19 protein-coding genes are annotated in these 17,304 nt (G+C 71.8%); 9 read left to right on the forward strand and 10 right to left on the reverse strand.

What is annotated here, in order from left to right:
* Positions 1–98 precede the first annotated feature (98 nt).
* A complete protein-coding gene (locus FDM97_RS30205; RefSeq protein ID WP_137993649.1) occupies positions 99–1,922 on the reverse strand; it encodes a phosphoenolpyruvate carboxykinase (GTP) in 1,824 nt (607 codons plus the stop codon).
* A gap of 196 nt (positions 1,923–2,118) precedes the next feature.
* On the opposite strand from FDM97_RS30205, the gene trhA reads away from it, so the two are divergent.
* Positions 2,119–2,811: a PAQR family membrane homeostasis protein TrhA gene (trhA, locus tag FDM97_RS30210; protein ID WP_137993650.1), complete on the forward strand. Its 693-nt coding sequence runs from the start codon at positions 2,119–2,121 to the stop codon at positions 2,809–2,811.
* The gene (locus tag FDM97_RS30215; RefSeq protein WP_137993651.1) at positions 2,808–3,422 is read left to right on the forward strand and encodes a TetR/AcrR family transcriptional regulator; all 615 of its coding nucleotides are present in this window, start codon (positions 2,808–2,810) and stop codon (positions 3,420–3,422) included. The genes trhA and FDM97_RS30215 overlap by 4 nt, the downstream gene beginning before the upstream one ends.
* Here FDM97_RS30215 and FDM97_RS30220 read toward each other — a convergent pair.
* The 3 genes from FDM97_RS30220 to FDM97_RS30230 are packed head-to-tail and all read right to left on the reverse strand — an operon-like array spanning position 3,388 to position 5,557.
* Positions 3,388–4,386, reverse strand: a complete 999-nt coding sequence (locus tag FDM97_RS30220; protein WP_137993652.1) for a glycoside hydrolase family 26 protein — start codon at positions 4,384–4,386, stop codon at positions 3,388–3,390. The two genes, FDM97_RS30215 and FDM97_RS30220, sit on opposite strands and share 35 nt — an antisense overlap.
* Position 4,387: 1 nt before the next feature.
* Positions 4,388–5,032: a vitamin K epoxide reductase family protein gene (locus FDM97_RS30225; RefSeq protein WP_137993653.1), complete on the reverse strand. Its 645-nt coding sequence runs from the start codon at positions 5,030–5,032 to the stop codon at positions 4,388–4,390.
* A 21-nt stretch (positions 5,033–5,053) separates the two neighbouring features.
* Positions 5,054–5,557: a DUF5949 family protein gene (locus FDM97_RS30230; protein ID WP_137993654.1), complete on the reverse strand. Its 504-nt coding sequence runs from the start codon at positions 5,555–5,557 to the stop codon at positions 5,054–5,056.
* A gap of 150 nt (positions 5,558–5,707) precedes the next feature.
* Between FDM97_RS30230 and FDM97_RS30235 the strand changes: the two genes are divergently transcribed.
* Together FDM97_RS30235 and FDM97_RS30240 are read left to right on the forward strand one after the other, a co-directional pair.
* A complete protein-coding gene (locus FDM97_RS30235; protein WP_137993655.1) occupies positions 5,708–6,097 on the forward strand; it encodes a tyrosinase family oxidase copper chaperone in 390 nt (129 codons plus the stop codon).
* A complete protein-coding gene (locus FDM97_RS30240) occupies positions 6,081–6,947 on the forward strand; it encodes a tyrosinase family protein (RefSeq protein ID WP_137993656.1) in 867 nt (288 codons plus the stop codon). The genes FDM97_RS30235 and FDM97_RS30240 overlap by 17 nt, the downstream gene beginning before the upstream one ends.
* 69 nt (positions 6,948–7,016) lie before the next feature.
* Here FDM97_RS30240 and FDM97_RS30245 read toward each other — a convergent pair whose 3' ends face one another.
* From FDM97_RS30245 to FDM97_RS37160, 3 genes are all read right to left on the reverse strand, one after another.
* Complete coding sequence (locus FDM97_RS30245; protein WP_137993657.1) at positions 7,017–7,283, reverse strand: chaplin; 267 nt, start codon at positions 7,281–7,283, stop codon at positions 7,017–7,019.
* 291 nt (positions 7,284–7,574) lie between these two features.
* On the reverse strand, positions 7,575–8,051 hold the full coding sequence (locus FDM97_RS30250; RefSeq protein ID WP_254705805.1) for a hypothetical protein: 477 nt from the start codon (positions 8,049–8,051) through the stop codon (positions 7,575–7,577).
* Between the two features lie 203 nt (positions 8,052–8,254).
* On the reverse strand, positions 8,255–8,365 hold the full coding sequence (locus tag FDM97_RS37160) for a hypothetical protein (protein ID WP_432816260.1): 111 nt from the start codon (positions 8,363–8,365) through the stop codon (positions 8,255–8,257).
* A 34-nt stretch (positions 8,366–8,399) separates the two neighbouring features.
* On the opposite strand from FDM97_RS37160, the gene FDM97_RS36670 reads away from it, so the two are divergent.
* Positions 8,400–8,915, forward strand: a complete 516-nt coding sequence (locus FDM97_RS36670; RefSeq protein WP_137993659.1) for a hypothetical protein — start codon at positions 8,400–8,402, stop codon at positions 8,913–8,915.
* A 726-nt stretch (positions 8,916–9,641) separates the two neighbouring features.
* On the opposite strand, the gene FDM97_RS30260 is transcribed toward FDM97_RS36670, so the two are convergent.
* The 3 genes from FDM97_RS30260 to FDM97_RS30270 form a co-directional block, all read right to left on the reverse strand.
* Positions 9,642–9,908: a hypothetical protein gene (locus FDM97_RS30260; RefSeq protein WP_137993660.1), complete on the reverse strand. Its 267-nt coding sequence runs from the start codon at positions 9,906–9,908 to the stop codon at positions 9,642–9,644.
* A gap of 249 nt (positions 9,909–10,157) precedes the next feature.
* Positions 10,158–10,955, reverse strand: a complete 798-nt coding sequence (locus FDM97_RS30265) for a hypothetical protein (RefSeq protein ID WP_137993661.1) — start codon at positions 10,953–10,955, stop codon at positions 10,158–10,160.
* A 258-nt stretch (positions 10,956–11,213) separates the two neighbouring features.
* Complete coding sequence (locus FDM97_RS30270) at positions 11,214–11,453, reverse strand: chaplin (protein ID WP_137993662.1); 240 nt, start codon at positions 11,451–11,453, stop codon at positions 11,214–11,216.
* Between the two features lie 391 nt (positions 11,454–11,844).
* Here FDM97_RS30270 and FDM97_RS30275 point away from each other — a divergent pair, with 391 nt between their 5' ends.
* From FDM97_RS30275 to FDM97_RS30290, 4 genes are read left to right on the forward strand one after another with little or no spacing between them, the layout of a single operon-like run.
* Entirely contained in the window at positions 11,845–12,921 is a 1,077-nt protein-coding gene (locus FDM97_RS30275; RefSeq protein ID WP_137993663.1) for a DUF3344 domain-containing protein, read from the forward strand.
* Between the two features lies 1 nt (position 12,922).
* Positions 12,923–14,077 (forward strand): glycosyltransferase, encoded by a 1,155-nt coding sequence (locus FDM97_RS30280; protein ID WP_254705806.1) that lies wholly within the window; start codon positions 12,923–12,925, stop codon positions 14,075–14,077.
* The gene (locus FDM97_RS30285) at positions 14,074–15,531 is read left to right on the forward strand and encodes an exopolysaccharide biosynthesis polyprenyl glycosylphosphotransferase (RefSeq protein ID WP_137993665.1); all 1,458 of its coding nucleotides are present in this window, start codon (positions 14,074–14,076) and stop codon (positions 15,529–15,531) included. Before FDM97_RS30280 ends, FDM97_RS30285 begins: the two co-directional genes overlap by 4 nt.
* The gene (locus FDM97_RS30290; protein ID WP_137993666.1) at positions 15,531–16,847 is read left to right on the forward strand and encodes an O-antigen ligase family protein; all 1,317 of its coding nucleotides are present in this window, start codon (positions 15,531–15,533) and stop codon (positions 16,845–16,847) included. Before FDM97_RS30285 ends, FDM97_RS30290 begins: the two co-directional genes overlap by 1 nt.
* Positions 16,848–17,304: the final 457 nt, after the last annotated feature.

Raw genomic sequence — 17,304 nt, forward strand, 5'->3', positions numbered from 1 at the left:
GGCTTCGGGGGACCGGTGTGCATCGTGACGAGCCGTTCGTGACCCCACTGGTCAGGGCGGTGTTCGGGGCGACCCGCCACGAGTCTTGAGGTGCGGGATCAGCCCAGGCGCTCGACCAGCGCGCGGTACTCGTCCCACAGTTCCTTCGGGGTGTGGTCGCCGAAGGTGTTCAGGTGCTCGGGGACCAGGGCGGCCTCCTCGCGCCAGACGTCGCGGTCGACCTTGAGCAGGAACTCCAGGTCCTCCGCCGGCAGCTCCAGGCCGTCGGTGTCGAGGGACTCGACGGTCGGCAGGATGCCGATCGGGGTCTCGACGCCCTCGGCCTTGCCCTCCAGGCGCTCCACGATCCACTTCAGGACGCGGCTGTTCTCGCCGAAGCCGGGCCACACGAACTTGCCCGCGTCGTTCTTGCGGAACCAGTTCACGTAGTAGATCTTCGGCAGCTTGGCCTGGTCCGCGTTCGCGCCGACCTTGACCCAGTGGGCCATGTAGTCGCCCATGTTGTAGCCGCAGAACGGCAGCATGGCGAAGGGGTCGCGGCGCAGCTCGCCGACCTTGCCCTCGGCGGCGGCGGTCTTCTCGGAGGCGACGTTCGCGCCGAGGAAGACACCGTGCTGCCAGGAGAACGCCTCGGTCACCAGCGGGACCGCGGTGGCGCGGCGGCCGCCGAAGAGGATCGCCGAGATCGGCACACCCTTCGGGTCCTCCCACTCCGGGGCGATGATCGGGCACTGCCCGGCCGGGACGGTGAAGCGGGCGTTGGGGTGGGCGGCCGGGGTCTCGGACTCCGGCGTCCAGTCGTTGCCCTTCCAGTCGATGAGGTGCTTGGGCGCCTCTTCGGTCATGCCCTCCCACCACACGTCGCCGTCGTCGGTGAGCGCGACGTTGGTGAAGACGGAGTTGCCCCACATCGTCTTCATGGCGTTGGCGTTGGTGTGCTCGCCGGTGCCGGGCGCGACGCCGAAGAAGCCGGCCTCGGGGTTGATCGCGTAGAGGCGGCCGTCCTCGCCGAAGCGCATCCAGGCGATGTCGTCGCCGATGGTCTCGACCGTCCAGCCGGAGATCGTGGGCTCCAGCATGGCGAGGTTGGTCTTGCCACAGGCGGAGGGGAAGGCTGCCGCGACGTATTTGGACTCGCCCTGCGGCGGGGTGAGCTTGAGGATCAGCATGTGCTCGGCGAGCCAGCCCTCGTCACGCGCCATGACGGACGCGATGCGCAGGGCGTAGCACTTCTTGCCGAGCAGGGCGTTGCCGCCGTAGCCGGAGCCGTACGACCAGATCTCGCGGGACTCGGGGAAGTGCGAGATGTACTTGGTGGTGTTGCAGGGCCACGGCACGTCCTCCTGGCCCTCCTCCAGCGGGGCGCCCAGGGTGTGGACGGCCTTGACGAAGAAGCCGTCGGTGCCGAGCTCGTCCAGGACGGCCTGGCCCATGCGGGTCATGGTGCGCATGGAGACGGCGACGTACGCGGAGTCGGTGATCTCGACGCCGATCGCGGAGAGCGGCGAGCCGACGGGGCCCATGCAGAAGGGCACGACGTACATGGTGCGGCCCCTCATCGAGCCGCGGAAGACGCCCTGCTCACCGGTGAAGATGTCGCGCATCTCCGCCGGGGCCTTCCAGTGGTTGGTCGGGCCCGCGTCCTCTTCCTTCTCGGAGCAGATGAAGGTGCGGTCCTCGACGCGCGCGACGTCGGAGGGGTCGGAGGCGGCGTAGTAGGAGTTCGGGCGCAGAGTCGGGTCGAGCTTCTTGAACGTGCCCTTGGCGACGAGCTCCTCGCACAGGCGCTCGTACTCGGCCTCGGATCCGTCGCACCAGACGATGTTGTCCGGCTGCGTGATCTCGGCGATCTCGTTCACCCAGGCGACCAGTTCCTGGTGCTGGGTGGGGACGGTGGTGGGAGCCGCGTTGTCGCGCGCCACGATTGCTCCTTGATGAGGGGTTTTTTAGATGTCTGCCCCGTGGGGGCTGCGACCCGGATGCTTCGTAGCCGCTCATCCGGTGCCGACCACACTCATTTGATCATCCGATGCCCGCGCCCATATGTCCAGAGGGCCGCACACGTGAGCATCGCCACTCATGTCCGGGACCTACGGGCGCGTAGGTAGCATTCGGCTCATGACTTCAGCCGTCCCGGACGTGACCCGGATAGAGCACACCTCGTCCCACCCGTCGCATCCGATCAAGCCACGGCTGAGAGGCTGGCTGCACGCCGGGATGTTCCCCGCCGTGATCGTCGCGGGCCTCACGCTGGTCGCCCTCTCCGACTCGCCCCGCGCCCGGATCGCCTGCGGCGTGTACGTCCTCACCGCCTGCCTGCTCTTCGGCATCAGCGCGCTCTACCACCGCGGCAACTGGGGACCGCGCGGCGAGGCCGTCCTGAGGCGCCTGGACCACGCCAATATCTTTCTCATCATCGCGGGCACCTATACCCCGCTGACGCTGCTGCTCCTCCCCGATTCCACCGGGCGGCCGCTGATGTGGGCGGTCTGGGTCGCGGCCGCGGCCGGCATCGCCTTCCGTGTCTTCTGGGTCGGCGCCCCTCGCTGGCTGTACACGCCCTGCTACATCGCGATGGGCTGGGCCGCCGTCTTCTTCCTGCCCGACTTCATGCGGGCCGGCGGCATCGCCGTCCTCGTGCTCGTCATCGTCGGCGGACTGCTCTACAGCGCGGGCGGCGTCATCTACGGCATGAAGCGGCCGAACCCGTCCCCCCGCTGGTTCGGGTTCCACGAGGTGTTCCACTCGCTGACCCTGGCGGCCTTCATCGTCCACTACGTCGGCATCTCGCTGGTCGCCTACACCGCGTGAGCGAGCCGCCCCCACCCCTCAGCCTGCGCGAGCGCAAGAAGCTCAGGACCCGCGCCGCGATCCGTCAGGCCACCTACCGGCTGATCGCCGAGCAGGGGTACGAAGCGGCCACCGTCGACCGGATCGCGGAGGCGGCCGAGGTCTCCCCCTCCACCGTCGTGCGCTACTTCCCCGTCAAGGAGGACATCCTCCTCACCGACGAGGCCGACGCCCTCATGGAGGCCCGGCTGCGGGCCCGCCCCGCCGGCGAGGAGCCGCTGGAGTCCCTGCGCGCGGTCGTCCTCGACGCGGTGACGGCGGCCCTGGCAGACGCGCCGGAGGAGACCCTGCTGCGGGCCCGTCTCGTGGCCGAGATCCCGGCCGTACGGGCCCGGCTCACCGAGACCACCGCCGAGAGCGGCCGGCTCCTGGCCCACGCGATCGCCGAACGCACCGGCCGCGCCGCCGACGACCTGGAGGTACGGGTCTTCACCGCCGCGGTCCTCGGCGCCCTGCGCGAGGCCACCGTCCACTGGGCCGCGCACGGACGGCGGCCCGAGGACCTCGTCCCGCTCCTCGACCGGACGGTCGACGTCCTCAAGGGCGGCCTGACGCTCCGAGCGCTCCCCTGACGACCCGGCCCGACTCCGGATTGTCGGCGCATCCCCACACCCCGTGCGGGCAGTAGTCCGTGAACGTCTGGTAGACGGGCCGGTGCCGCGCGAACCAGTCGAGCATCCCCCGTACGTACGCGGGGTTGTCACCGTTGCGGAAGAGACCCCATTCCGGATACGAGACGGGCTTGCCGTGCGCCGCCGCGAACCGCACATGGTGCGCGAGCCCGAAGTCCTCCGCCACCTGCTCCTCGAAGCCGAGCCCCTCGGGCTGGTCGTAGGCGTCCATCCCGATGATGTCGACGTACGCGTCGCCCGGGTAGCAGCGCGGCCACTCGACCGCGTCCCGCCCCCGGCTCGCGGTGAAGTCGAAGCGGAACCGCTGCCCCGGCACCTCCCGCAGCACCCCCACGACCCGCTTCCAGTACGCCTTCCAGGCCTCGGGGTCGGGCCCGCAGCGATGGCTGTAGGTGGTGCCGTTCATCTCCCAGCCCAGGACGAGGACGGCGTCGGAGAGCCGGTGCGCGACGAGCCGCTCCCCCAGCGTGCGGAAGTGGCCGTCGTACGCCCCCGCCGCCCCGCGCCGCAGCCCCGCCCGCACCTCGGCGTCCGGCAGCGCCTCCTCGCTGCGGTCGAGCAGCGGCACGTTCAGCACGAAGAGCCGCCCCGGCCGCTCCTCCTTCCACCGCGCCCACGGCTCGAAGAGCGCGGGATGGCCCTCGATGTTGGACCAGCGGTCGCCCGGAAGATACGTGTGCCCGACGGTCAGCGTCGCGCCGCCCAGCCAGCGCTGCACCTCGGCGATCCGCCGCACCCCGGTCTCGTCGGAGCCGGTGAAGAAGCCGGACGGCACGGTCAGCCGCTCCGGTACGGCTTCGGGCGACCGGCCACCGGGCGCGATCCGGTCGTTCGGCAGGACGAGCGCGAGAACGGCCGCGAGCAGCACGATCAGTGCTGCCCGCGGCCAGGAGAGGAGGGTCACGTCAACTGGTCCAGAAGTCCCACCATCGGGTCAGGATCAGCATCCCGATGATCCCGATGTGCAGGACGGGCAGCGCGAAGGTGAACTCGCCGAGGAAGGTCCGCAGTCCGCCGGGCGCCGGCAGGACACCTGTGCGCACGTTGTGCGAGGTGACGTACCAGAACATGACGATCGTGGCGACCCAGGCCAGACAGCACCACAGGCAGAGCGCGTTGATCTCGTACAGCGACTGGTACATCAGCCAGGTGCAGAAGCCGACGCCGAACAGCATCCCGGCGTTCAGCCCGAGCCAGAACCAGCCGCGGTAACGGGCCCCGGCGAGGAGCCCGGCGCCGACGGCGACGACGGCCGCGTACGTCACGAGACCGAGCATCGGGTTCGGGAAGCCGAACACCGCCGCCTGCTCGCTCTTCATGATGCTGCCGCAGGACACGACCGGGTTGAGGCTGCACCCGGGCTGGAAGCCCGGGTCCTCGAGGAGGTGGAACTTGTCGAGCGTGATGACCCACCCGGCCAGCACCCCGGCCGCCCCGGTGATCACAAGCAGCAGGGCGAGGGCCCGGCTCGCGCCGAACGTCCCGACGCTCTCCCGGGCCTCCTCCTGCCGTTGCCCCGGCACCCCGCCCCGTACGTTCACCGTCGCCATGACGCCGCGCCCCCTCTCCGCTCAGCCCTGCAGTCGCCGTACCGGCAGCAGGACGTGCGCCGCGGCCCCCACGACCGCGTCGTCGGTGACGAAGGCCTTCAGGCGCTCCTCCGTGAGGGCCTCGCCGGGCACGGCGTCGGGCCAGGGGCGCACGGAGCAGATGAGGTACGCGTGCCCGCTCTCCTTGGCGGCCGCCTCCCACTCCGCCGGCACCGGGCACTGCACCTTCATGAACGGCAGGGTGAGCACGGCCTGCTGGGCCTCGACGAGGAGATGCGCGCCGGTCGCGCGCTCCTCCGAGGCGTCGACCACCCGGTCCCCGAGCGGCAGGCCCATGCCCTCCAGGGCTGCCCGCATCGCTTCTTCACCGGCCTCGGGGCCGTCACGGCCGTCCCCGAGCGAGTAGACCATCAGAAAAGGAGTGACGGGCGAATCGTCGGTGGGTCCGATGGTCCACGGAACGACGGTGAGCGTTCCCAGCGGAGAATCGCTGCGCGCCTCGGAAACGACGTTGGAAGAGGTCATGAATCCGGATGCTAGTGGCCGAACAGCCACCACCCCGCGCCGAATTCACCCGATCGGCCGACATTCATCCCGCTGCCATATCCCCCGGAACGAAGTCGCGTTTCCATCGTTGTGCCCAGAGGGCAATTGCCGACCACCAGGAGATCACTCATGATCGTCCCGCGCCGCGTCGCACTGCGGTCCCTCTTCACCCTGACCGTCGCCGCCTTCACCGGCGGTGCACTGGCCCGGATCGCCACCACGCCGGGCTCGGAAGAGCCCTCCGTCGTGGTCTTCGACGAGATGTACGGGGGACACCGCATCCAGGCCCGCGCCGGCGCCGCGGGCGTGCCGGAAGTCCTCGTCGACGGCAGGCCGCTGCATCTGATGCGCTGCGCCGACGGCGGCTATCTCACCCCCATCGACCACTACCAGACCTATCCGACGCCGCTGGCGGCCACCCGCGCGGCCGTGGACGAGCTGGGGTCCGCCCCGCTGACCCGCTTCGCCGCCGCCCACGGCGTCCACCCGGGAGGGAGCCCGCGTGGCGTACACACGTAAGAACCAGCGCGACCTGACGAGCGCCGAGCGGAAGAAGTTCGTCGCGGCGGTCCTGGAGCTCAAGCGCAGCGGGACGTACGACGACTTCGTCCGTACGCACATCGACTACTACGTCGCCGACGGCGACAAACGCCTCCGCGTGGCCCACATGACCCCCAGCTTCCTGCCCTGGCACCGCAAGTTCCTGCTGGAGTTCGAGCGGGCGCTGCGCAAGATCGACCGGACCGTGACCGTGCCGTACTGGGACTGGACCCAGGACAACACCCCGGCCGCCTCCCTGTGGAACGACGACTTCATGGGCGGCAACGGGCGCCGCGACGACCTCCAGGTGATGACCGGCCCGTTCGCGTACGCGGGCGGACGCTGGACCGTCAAGCACGGCATGACCGAAGGCCGCTTCCTGACCAGGGACTTCGGCCGCCCCCGTGACCCGATCACGCTGCCGACCAAGGCCCAGCTCGACGAGGTGATGAAGGAGACCGTGTACGACGTGGAGCCCTGGAACTCCACGAGCACGACGGGGTTCCGCAACGCGATCGAGGGCTGGGCCCCGGGCCGCGGCAACGAGCGCTTCCGTATCCACAACCGGGTGCACCGCTGGGTCGGCGGGCTGATGCTCGGCGGCGCCTCCGTCAACGATCCGGTCTTCTGGCTCCACCACTCCTTCGTCGATCTGGTCTGGTCGCGCTGGCAGCAGCGCTACCCACAGGCCGGCTATCTGCCCACGGACCCCCCGCAGCTGGGCGAGTCGCAGTACCGCAGGATCGCCGCCCGTGACGAGAAGATGGGGCCCTGGGACATCACCCCGGCCGAGATGCTCGACCACAGCGGCATCTACCGGTACGCGTAGGGGCACCCACGCAGAGGAGCGGCCCCCCGGCCGGTGTGCCGGGGGGCCGCTCCGTGCTGCGAGGGGGGATCAGCCGCCGTAGCCACCGTTGTGGCCGTCGACGTTCGCGCAGGAGTTGCCGAACGCCGGGTTGATCAGGCCGATGACGGTGACGGTGTTGCCGCAGAGGTTGACCGGGACGTGGACCGGGACCTGGACGACGTTGCCGGAGCCGACACCGGGCGAGTGGGCGGCGACAGCCTCGGCGCCCGAGTCGGCGACGGCCATGCCGGCTCCGCTGAGGGCAACGGCACCCGTGCCGGCGAGGACAGCGGCAGCCTTCGCGATGCGAGACATCAAGAACTCCTTGGACGTGGAAAAGGCGACCGCGAGAATCACGGCCACGCTCCCGTTCAACGCCGAATTGGCGCACGAGTCACGGCCTTTAGGCCGGACGGGACGAAAATAGTGAGAGCAAGGCCCGCAGACCGGTGGTGCGCCCGCCGTCGGATACGACGGAGCGAACCGGGGATCTGCGGGCCACGGCCATGCGACCAGCCTTCTGTTGCAACGAGCAACGACCCCTCGGGTGGCGGGGAAGAATCGTGTCTTCACCCGCCGGGCCATTGGTCGTACAAAAGAACGCGGTCAGGCCGTCGGCTGCGCCAGACCCAGCTGCGAGTCCAGCGCACCGCTCACCGCGGGGGCGAGGACGCCCACCTGCGGCACGGCGAGGTCCGGCAGCCCGAGCCGGTCACCGCGCGGAGCGACGACCGGGTTGCCGACCGTCGCGCCCGGGGTGGCCGCCTTCAGGGGCGAGCGCGGGGTGGTGAACAGGGCCTTGCCGGGCTCGCTGCCTTCGATGACCTCGGGCAGCGGGGCGGCGATGACGGTCTCCGGGAGGGTGCTGGCGATCGGCACCCGCGGCAGGCTGACGTCCGGCAGCACGCCGGACTGCCCCTCGTGGAAGCCGGTGGGCCCACCCGGCACGGGCAGGGGGACCCCGGTGGCCACCGAGGGGGCGTCCATCGGGATCACCGGCTCCAGACCCTGGAGCGGAACGATCACCGGTGCCTCGGCGGCTGCGGCGGGGGAGGCCATGGCCGCGGAGGCGAGAGCGGTCATGAGGATTCCCATGCCGGCTTGAGATCGCAGATTCATGACTGCGTACACGCCCTTCAGAGCAGTTGTCGACGGTGCGGTGGTGCTGTGCTCTGAGAACGAGCCCTCCGGACGGAACGTCGCGAAATTCGCCTGTGTGCAGCAACGCCGAAGGCCCCCACCGGTGACGGCGGGGGCCATGATTGACGGTTTGTCAGTGTGGAGCGTCAGTGTCGGCGCTCAGACCGTCCGGCTCGTGCGGCACGGCCCGCCCGGAGGTACACGACGGTTCCACCGATCAGCAGGGCGGCGCTCCCGGCGGCGGCGCCCATCACCACGGTATCGCTGGCACCGGTGTCGGGGAGCTCGGGCTTGGGCGGCTTCGTGTGCGGAGGCTTCGTGTGCGGAGGCTGGGTGGTCGGCGGCTGGGTGGTCGGCGGCGGGGTGGTCGGCGGCTTCGTCGTCGGCGGCTGCGTCGTCGGCGGCGGGGTGGTCGGCGGCTTCGTCGTCGGCGGCTGCGTTGTCGGCGGCGGGGTGGTCGGCGGCTTCGTCGTCGGCGGCTTCGTGTGCGGAGGCTTCGTGTGCGGAGGCTGGGTGGTCGGCGGCTGGGTCGTCGGCGGCGGGGTGGTCGGCGGCTTCGTCGTCGGCGGCTGCGTTGTCGGCGGCGGGGTGGTCGGCGGCTTCGTCGTCGGCGGCTGGGTCGTCGGCGGCGGGGTGGTCGGCGGCTTCGTCGTCGGCGGCTGGGTCGTCGGCGGCGGGGTGGTCGGCGGCTTCGTGTGCGGAGGCTTCGTGTGCGGAGGCTTCGTGTGCGGAGGCTGCGTCGTCGGCGGCTTCGTGTGCGGAGGCTGCGTCGTCGGCGGCTTCGTGTGCGGAGGCTGCGTGGGGTGATCCGGATGGCCCGGGTTGCCGGGGTGGTCCGGGTTCCCCGGGTGGTCCGGGCCGTCGCCGTCCCCGTAGCCGTCGGGCTCGTCCTTGCCCGGGGCACAGAGGTCGCCGAGCTCCATGTGGTGCTCGCCGCACAGGTTCTCGGGAAGGGGGATCTGAAGATGGTTGCCCGTGCCGGGGGCGGGTGAGTCACCCGTACCACCCGTGGAGTTCGCCGCGATGGCGAAGCCTCCGGTCAGCGACAGGATGCCCGTCGCGGCCGCGGCAGTGAGCAGCTTCCGGCTGATGATGGATCGCATACCGCTCTTCCTCTGGAGAAAGGGAGAGACCGGCGGGGACCCCCCTCGCTCCGACCGGCCTGTCCACGCACCGAGTACGTCAGTCGACGACGAACTCGTTACGGAACGTAGGGCTCAGGGACACCGGGCAGATACGCCGCAGACCGCGGCGCGAGGTCGAGCACTGCCGTCCTCGGTCTCTCATGGGCCAACCTTCCGTGGGGGGTTGGCGAGAGCCTAAGAACGGCACGCTGCGGAAAGCCGGGACCACACGGCAGCTGATCAGAAAATCATTCGATCAGCCGATCACTATGGGTAGCGGCAGGTGCCGGTGAGAGCGTCCGCCGAGGCCGGGCGGAGCGAGGGTTTCGATCCAGGAGGGTCGGGACCGCGTCGACGCGGTCGCCCGCGCCGCGGAAGTACGCGGTGGGGCGGTTCTGCTGAGCGAGTGTCAGCCGCCGAGCGGGAGACCGCCGAGCAGCGGCGCGCTCTCACCGGCCTTGTTCAGCTGGTTCGCGGTGTCCTGCACGGTCTTGACCACGGAGCCGTCCGTGGTGCTGCTCAGCGCGTCCGTCTTCAGCCCCTGGCTGGTGAGTGCCCCGAGACCACCGTTCAGGCTGGAGGGGGTCGCCATCGGCTCGGCTGCCATGGCGGGCGCCGCGGCACCCAGGGCCATCACAGAACCGGCGACGACCGCGGCAACCTTGGTGGGCTTCATAGGAGAGAGTCCTTCCTCTATCGCTTCGTTTTGCAAGCAAGTCGCTTGCCCTGCAGGCCTCTTGAGCGATTCCTGCACGTCGTTCCACTTTCTGTAACGAGGCGTGCGCTCCCCGGAAACTCCGGGAGGAAGGATTTCTCGATACTGCACCCGAATGACGTGAGCCGGTCCTATTTGCCGATCGAATGCGCGCGCGCCGTGCCGCCCGACGGAGAGCTGGGCGGCACGGCGCGCGTGGCGGTACTGCGGCTACCTGACGGGCAGCGGCGGCTTCACCGGCAGTTCGACAGGCGCCTCGACCGGCAGGTCGGGCTTCGGGAGCGCCGGCAGGGCGGGCAGCCCCGCGAGGTCCGGCGCGGGCAGGCCGCTGCCGAGCACGGTCGCCACGACCATGTTGACCAGCGAGGTCAGGGTCGCGGTGACCTGCGGCACGACACCGGCCGCATCGCCGGAGGTGACCGCCGCGAGGAGACCCGCGACCGCCTTCTCGACGGTGGCCAGGGCGTCGCCCACGAGATCGGCGGGCGCCGCCTTGCCGACGGCGGACTTGGCACCGGCCGCGGCCGGGGCCGACACCGGGAGCGCCGGAGCCTCCACGGCGGGAGCCTCGACGGCCGGCGCCTGGACAGCGGGCGCCTCGACGGCCGGGGCCTCCACGGCGGGCGCTTCGACCGCGGGCGCCTCGACGGCCGGCGCCTCGACGGCCGGGGTCTCGGGGGCCGGCACCGGAGCGGCGCCCTTCGCGGCGTCGATCGCCGAGGTGATCTTCGCCTTGAGCGCTTCGACGTCCGCGGCGGGGAGCTGACCGTCGTCGGCCTTGAGCGCGGCGGCGAGGAGTTCGGTGACGGGATCGAGCACCGAGCCCAGCTTCCCGAGGGCCTCGGCCTGGGCGAGGAGCGCCGTGGCGTCGGGGAGGGGAGCTCGCGCGGTCACGGAGGCCGCGCGGGACGGTTCGTGTACGTCGGCGACGGCGGGTGCGGCCGTACCGAAGGTGATGGCGGCGGATATCGCCAGGACAGTGAGGCGGCTTGAGGCCAGGGGACGCATGAATGTTCCTTTTCCGGATGCGTCGGACAACTTCTCCGCCACCGTGCCTGCGGGAATAGCGCTCCGCAACGGGAGGGCTACGGAGAGCCATCCCACCGTTCGAGTGAATCCACCGCTCTGACCTGCTCCTCCGAGGGGCGTACGCCGTTGCACCGAACGGCGCACATGGGTGCGTCCGAACGAGCGGAAGGCCGGCGCGCCGCACCCTGGACGGGGCGGCGCGCCGGCCTCGGAAGGACCACGATCCGGCGTGCGAGATCAGACGTTGGCGCAGCTGTTGCCGAAGGTCGGGTTCAGGGCGCCGATCACGTTCACGGTGTTGCCGCAGACGTTGACGGGCACGTGGACCGGGACCTGGACGAGGTTGCCGGACAGGACGCCGGGGGAGTGCACGGCCGCACCCTCGGCGAGCGAGTCGGCCGCGGCGACACCGGTGGCACCCGCGACGGATGCGGCGACACCCACGGACAGGACTACGGCCTTCGCGATACGGGACATGGAGAAGCGCTCCTCGATCGATTGCAGACGACTCAGACCAGACGGTCGGCGCGGACGGTTTCGTCCGGCTCCCTCAACAACGCGGCTCCATTTCATCGGTTGCTCTCCCGAACGGGTGACGTTCAACCGATCTTTGGGCCATAGGAGGGCCGTTTGGGCGACTGAGCCGGGATTGGCGCAACACGCACAACGAGGAACCTGCCGAACGGATACGGGAGTTAGCGTTTGTGAGCATCTAATGCTTACTATCGCCCGGCGTTGGGGTTATAACGTTCCCGAACGTTGCTTCCGGTCCAGCCGCGCGTTCATCCTTTTCGCACGGCCGACAGCTTCCTCTCTCCCGGTCTTCACGGGTGTTCCTTTGCTTCTCTCATCAAAGCGGAGAACCTGTATGCGGAATTCAGCGGTTCATGCTGTGCGCCGCGGCCTGTTGTGCGCCCTGTCGTGTGCGGCTCTGTCCGCCGCGCTGCCGGCCGCCTCCGCCGCCGCGCCCCAGCCCAAGGAAACCCCCCGCGTCCCCTTCGCGCAGCGGTACCACGCGGTGCAGCACGGCGGGATCGTCCGCGCCGCCAACACCTCGGCCACGGCCGCCGCGGACGCCACGGACGTCAAGGGCGCGGGGACGCGCAACGACGACGCCGCCATCGGGTACGTCGACGTCGACACCGACCCGAACACGTACAACTCCAGCAGCGCCGAGGTACCGATCCCCGAAGGCTCCCGGGTCACCTACGCCCGGCTCTACTGGGGCGGCAACCTGCGGGTCGGCGAGCAGAAGCCGCCCAAGGACAACGGCCGGGTCCTCGTCGCCGAACCGGGGGGCCAGTACAAGGCGGTTCTGGCGGACTCCACGATCGGCCACCGCACGGCGGACGGCGCCGACGCCTTCCAGGCGTCCGCGGACGTCACCGAACTCGTCCGCTCGGCCGGGTCCGGACTGTGGACCGTCGCCCAGGTCAATGTGGCGATGGGCAGTTCGGCGGTCGGCGGCTGGGGCGGCTGGACGCTCGTCGTCGCGTACGAGAACGCCGAGGAGCCGCTGCGCACGCTGACGCTCTGGGACGGCTTCGAAACCCTGGACCCGCGCACCGGAACGATGCGGGTCCCGCTCAGCGACACCGCTATTGCGAAGGGCTCCGCCGGACAACTCGGCATGGTCGCCTATGACGGTGACCGGGGCACTTCCGGGGATTACCTCGCGGTGGAAACGGGACGCTCGAAGAGCGTCCTGCTCTCCGATTCCGCCAATTCCGCGGACGACGTGATGAACTCCAGCATCACCGATTTCGGAGCCGGTCGGATCGAACGACTTCCCGCTCATCAGAACACCCTGGGGTACGACTCCGACGTCTTCGATCTGGGGGGTGCGCTGCGCCATGGAGCCGACCGTTTCCACGTCCGCTTCGGTACCCGGCAGGACACCGTCTGGCTCGGGGCGCTCTTCCTCCAGGCGGACGTCCGGCGCTGACGTGCTGTCCCCACGAGAATCACATTCCTCCTCCTTCGCCGTTCTGCACGCGGTCCAGCCCGGTGACGGCGGGGTCGCCCGGGTCGTCGTCGACCTGGTCCGCGCCCAGCTCGGCGCGGGGATGCGGGTAGCCGTCGCCTGCCCGCCCGGCACCCCGCTCGCCGCGGCGGTCCAGGCCGAGGGCGCCGGCCTGTTCGCGTGGCGGGCCGGGCGCGACCCCGGCCCGCGGCTGGTCCGGGAGACCCGCGACCTCGCACGGCTGATCCGTACGGTCCGTCCCGCCCTGGTCCACGCGCACAGCGCCAAGGCCGGGCTGTGCGCCCGACTGGCCCTGCGCGGGCGGATTCCGACGGTGTATCAGCCGCACGCCTGGTCCTTCGAGGCGGTCGACGGAACGGTCGGCGCGCTGGCCCGGCGCTGGGAGCGCTGGGCGGCGCGCTGGACGCGGCGGATCGTCTGCGTCAGCGAGGCCGAGCGGCGCACCGGTGAGGAGGCGGGCGTTCGGGCGTCCTGGTCCGTCATCCACAACGGCGTGGACGTGTCGCGGTTCACCACCGAGACCGCGGAGAACACCGCTCACGTCGCGACCGACGACGGGCCGACCGTCGTCTGTGTCGGACGGCTCTGCCGCCAGAAGGGGCAGGACGTCCTGCTGGCCGCCTGGCCCGCCGTCCTCGCGCAGGTCCCCACGGCCCGGCTCGTCCTGGTCGGCGACGGCCCGGACGGTCCGCGGCTGCGGGCCGCCGCCCCGCCGTCGGTGCGGTTCACCGGCGCCGTCGACGACACCGCGCCCTGGTACCGGGCGGCCGATCTGGTCGTTCTGCCCTCCCGTTGGGAGGGCATGGCGCTCGCGCCCCTGGAGGCCATGGCGAGCGGCCGGCCGGTGGTGGTCAGCGATGTGGACGGGGCGCGCGAGAGCCTGCCGCCCGGCCACGAACCCCTGTGCCTGGTCCCGCCCGAGGACCCGGCCGCCCTCGCCGCCGCCGTCGGCCGCCTTCTCGGCCGGCCGGAGCTGCGGCGATCCCTGGGCCATGAGGCCCACGACCACGTACTCAGCAGATTCGATGTGCGGCGCACCGGCGCGGCCGTCGCGGACGTGTACCGCGAGCTGGCCGGAGTGCGGTGCACCGAGCACAGAGAGCCGATTTCGCCGTGACTACGGAAAGCACCAGCGTTCCTCCTTCACCGGGCCCCTGGCCCTCGGCGGTCCAGGGCCCTGTCCCCGGACTCGCCTCCCTCGCACCGCAGCGCGGTGCGCCGGACCGGCTGGCGCTGCCACCGCGCCGCCGCGCGCGGCCGCGGCTCGCCGCCGTACCGCTGATCGCGGCCGACGCACTGGCCGTGCTGCTCGCCGCCGCGCTGCTGCCCGAGCCGCAGCACGAGATCCGGCTGCTCCTGATGGTCGCCGCGTGCGTCCTCGTCCTCAACGGGTACGCGGGTCTCCACCGGTCCGGTGCCCTCACCTCCGTACTGGACGAGCTGCCCGCGCTCGCCGCCCGCGCCGGGGTCGCCTGGTGTGTCGCGGCGGCCGTCGTCGCCGCGTACACGCCCGGCCTGGCGATCGGCCCGGTCGCGCTCTGCTCCGCGTACGGCGTGCATGTCGCCGCCGTGTGCCTGGGCCGCGGCGCGGTGCAGGCCCGCAGGCGCCGTACGGCGCGGGCGCATCCGCGCTCGGCGCTGGTCGTCGGCGGGCTCGCCGCGGCGCGCCGGTTCGCGGCCGCGGCGGCGCAGCACCCGGAGTACGGCATCCGGCCGGTCGGGATCGTCGGTGCGCGGCCGGACGGCGGAACGCCGCAGCCGGCCGGGGAGCCCGGCCTTCCGGTCCTCACCACCACGGAGGAGATCCACCGGGCGGTCATCCAGAACACCGTGCGCGACGCGGTGTTCCTGACCGACGACAGCGGCCTGCTGACGCTCTTTCAGCACTACGGCTGCACGACCTGGCGCGTGGGCGGCCGCTCGCGGGACGGGGCGATGGGCGACCACCTGTGGGGGTACGCCTGCCGGCGTGTCGTCCCGCTGGGCGAGCGGCGCGGGCTGACCGCGAAGCGCGCGCTCGACGTGGTCCTGGCCGGTCCCGCGCTCGCCCTCGCGCTGCCCGTCCTGCTGCTGTGCGCGCTGGCGGTGCGGCTCGCCGACGGGCCCGGGGTGCTCTTCCGCCAGGAGCGGGTGGGGCAGAACGGGCGTCTGTTCACGCTGCTGAAGTTCCGTACGCTGCGCCCGGCCGACGAGACCGAGTCGGCGACGCGGTGGAGCGTGGCCAACGACCGGCGGATGAGCGCGGTCGGCGGCTTTCTGCGGCGGAGCTCGCTGGACGAGCTGCCGCAGCTGTGGAACGTGCTGCGCGGGGACATGAGCCTGGTCGGGCCGCGGCCCGAACGGCCGTACTTCGTCGCCCAGTTCAGCAGGATCCACGCCGGGTACGCGGACCGCCACCGGATGCCGGTCGGGCTCACCGGCCTGGCGCAGGTGCACGGGCTGCGCGGCGACACCTCCATCGAGGATCGCTGCCGCTTCGACAACCACTACATCGACCACTGGTCGCTCTGGCAGGACGTCCGCATTCTGTTGCGGACCGCGGCGGGCCTGGTCCGACCGGCGGGAAGCTGATGACGACGACGACGGCGGTGGCGGTACCCGCGATCCGTCCCGAGGTGCGCGCCTGGGCCCGTCGGGCCGGCGCGCTCTCTCCGGTGCTCGCGGTGATCGCGCTGCTGCTCGTCCCGTCCGCCGGCGGCGCGGAGGGCGGCACCGGGGGGACGGGGACGATCGCGGACGCGGCCTCCGGGCTGCTCGTGCTGATCTGTCTGGTGCGGGTGCTGCGCAGCGGGGCCCGGCCGTTGACCCGTGCGGCCGCGGTCGTGCTCGGTCTGCCGGTGCTCGGGATCTGCGTCGCGGCGATCACCTCGAACGATCCGGCGGCGAGCCTGCCGGGTGTCGCCCGCTACGTACAGATCTTCGTGCTCGTCCCGGCGGCCGTGCTGCTCGTGATCCGCGACCGGCGGGACTTCGCGGTGGTGGCCTGGGCGCTGGTCGCTCTCGCGCTGGTGCAGGGCGCGGTCGGGGTCGTGCAGTACCTGACCGGGACCGGCGCGTCGTACATGGGCGAGGACATCCGGGCGGTGGGGACGTTCGGGCCGACCGATGTGATGGGGATGGCGACGGTCGTCTCGTACGGTCTGGTCGTCGTCACCGGGATCGCGCTGGGCAGCGGCCGCGGCCGGACGCGGACGGCGGCGCTGGTCTGCGCCGGTCTGCTGTTCCTGCCGCTGGTGCTCTCCTTCAGCCGGGGCGCGTGGATCGCGACGGTCCTCGCGATCGCGATCCAGCTCGTGCTCTCCGGGCTGCGGCGGGCGGCGCGGGTGGCGCTCGTGGTGGGCGCGCTGGCGGTGGTCCTGGTCGGCGGGTTCGGTGTCGGCTCGGCGATGGTGAAGGAGCGGGTCACCAGCATCACGCAGGTGGCGGGCGCGCCGGACCAGTCGGTGACGGACCGGTACACGATGTGGGCGGCCGCCGGGCGGATGTGGCGCTCGGATCCGCTGACGGGGGTGGGGCTGAAGGGCTTCCCTGCGTACCGCGACTCGAACGCCTCGCTCGCGCTGTCGTCCGGCAGCGACACGGCGGGCGCGGGCGCGGCGTTCCAGCGCCAGCCGCTGCTCTCCCCGCACAACATGTACCTGCTCGTGCTCAGCGAGCAGGGCCTGGTGGGCCTCCTCGCGCTCGCGGGCAGCTGGGCGGCGCTGCTGGCCGGGGCGCTGCGGGGGCGGGCGCGGGGCGCGGACTGCGCGCTGGTCGCGATCGGGCTGCTGTCGTGGCAGCTCATCGACTTCTTCTACGCGGACATCGGCGGCCCTTCGACGGTCCTGATGTCGGTCGTGCTCGGCCTCGCGGCCTGGTGGTCGCTGGCAGGGGTGAAACGTGCGTGACCCCTGGGCCGGTGAGCCGGAGTCCACGGACACGGCCTCCGCCCCGCCCGCCCCACCCGCCACCCCCCGGGACCCCTGGTCCCCACCCCCGTCCGACCAGGACACCCTCTGGCGCTGGGCAGGCACGACCACCCCGGCCCCACCCACCACCCTCCGAACCGGCACCGCCCCACCTCCGGCGTGGACCGCACAGCCCGCGGGGCGGGACGAGCTGCGGCCTCCGGCCGTGGCCGGCACGCCCTACGCCGACTCCGCCGGGACCGGCGCGGCGCGGGACGCGCTGGGGGCTCCGGCCGGGGGCAGCGCCCGGCCGTCAGCCCCCGGTCCGGCCACCGCCCGCAGCCCGCAGCCCGTTTCGGACACGCCGTACGGCGCCTCCGCCGGGGCGGCCGCGGCGCGGGGCGGGACCTCCACGCCCACCGCGTGGGCCGAGCAGGCCGCGGCTACGCCGGGCCGC

Source organism: Streptomyces vilmorinianum, from assembly GCF_005517195.1.
Taxonomy (GTDB): Bacteria; Actinomycetota; Actinomycetes; order Streptomycetales; family Streptomycetaceae; genus Streptomyces; species Streptomyces vilmorinianum.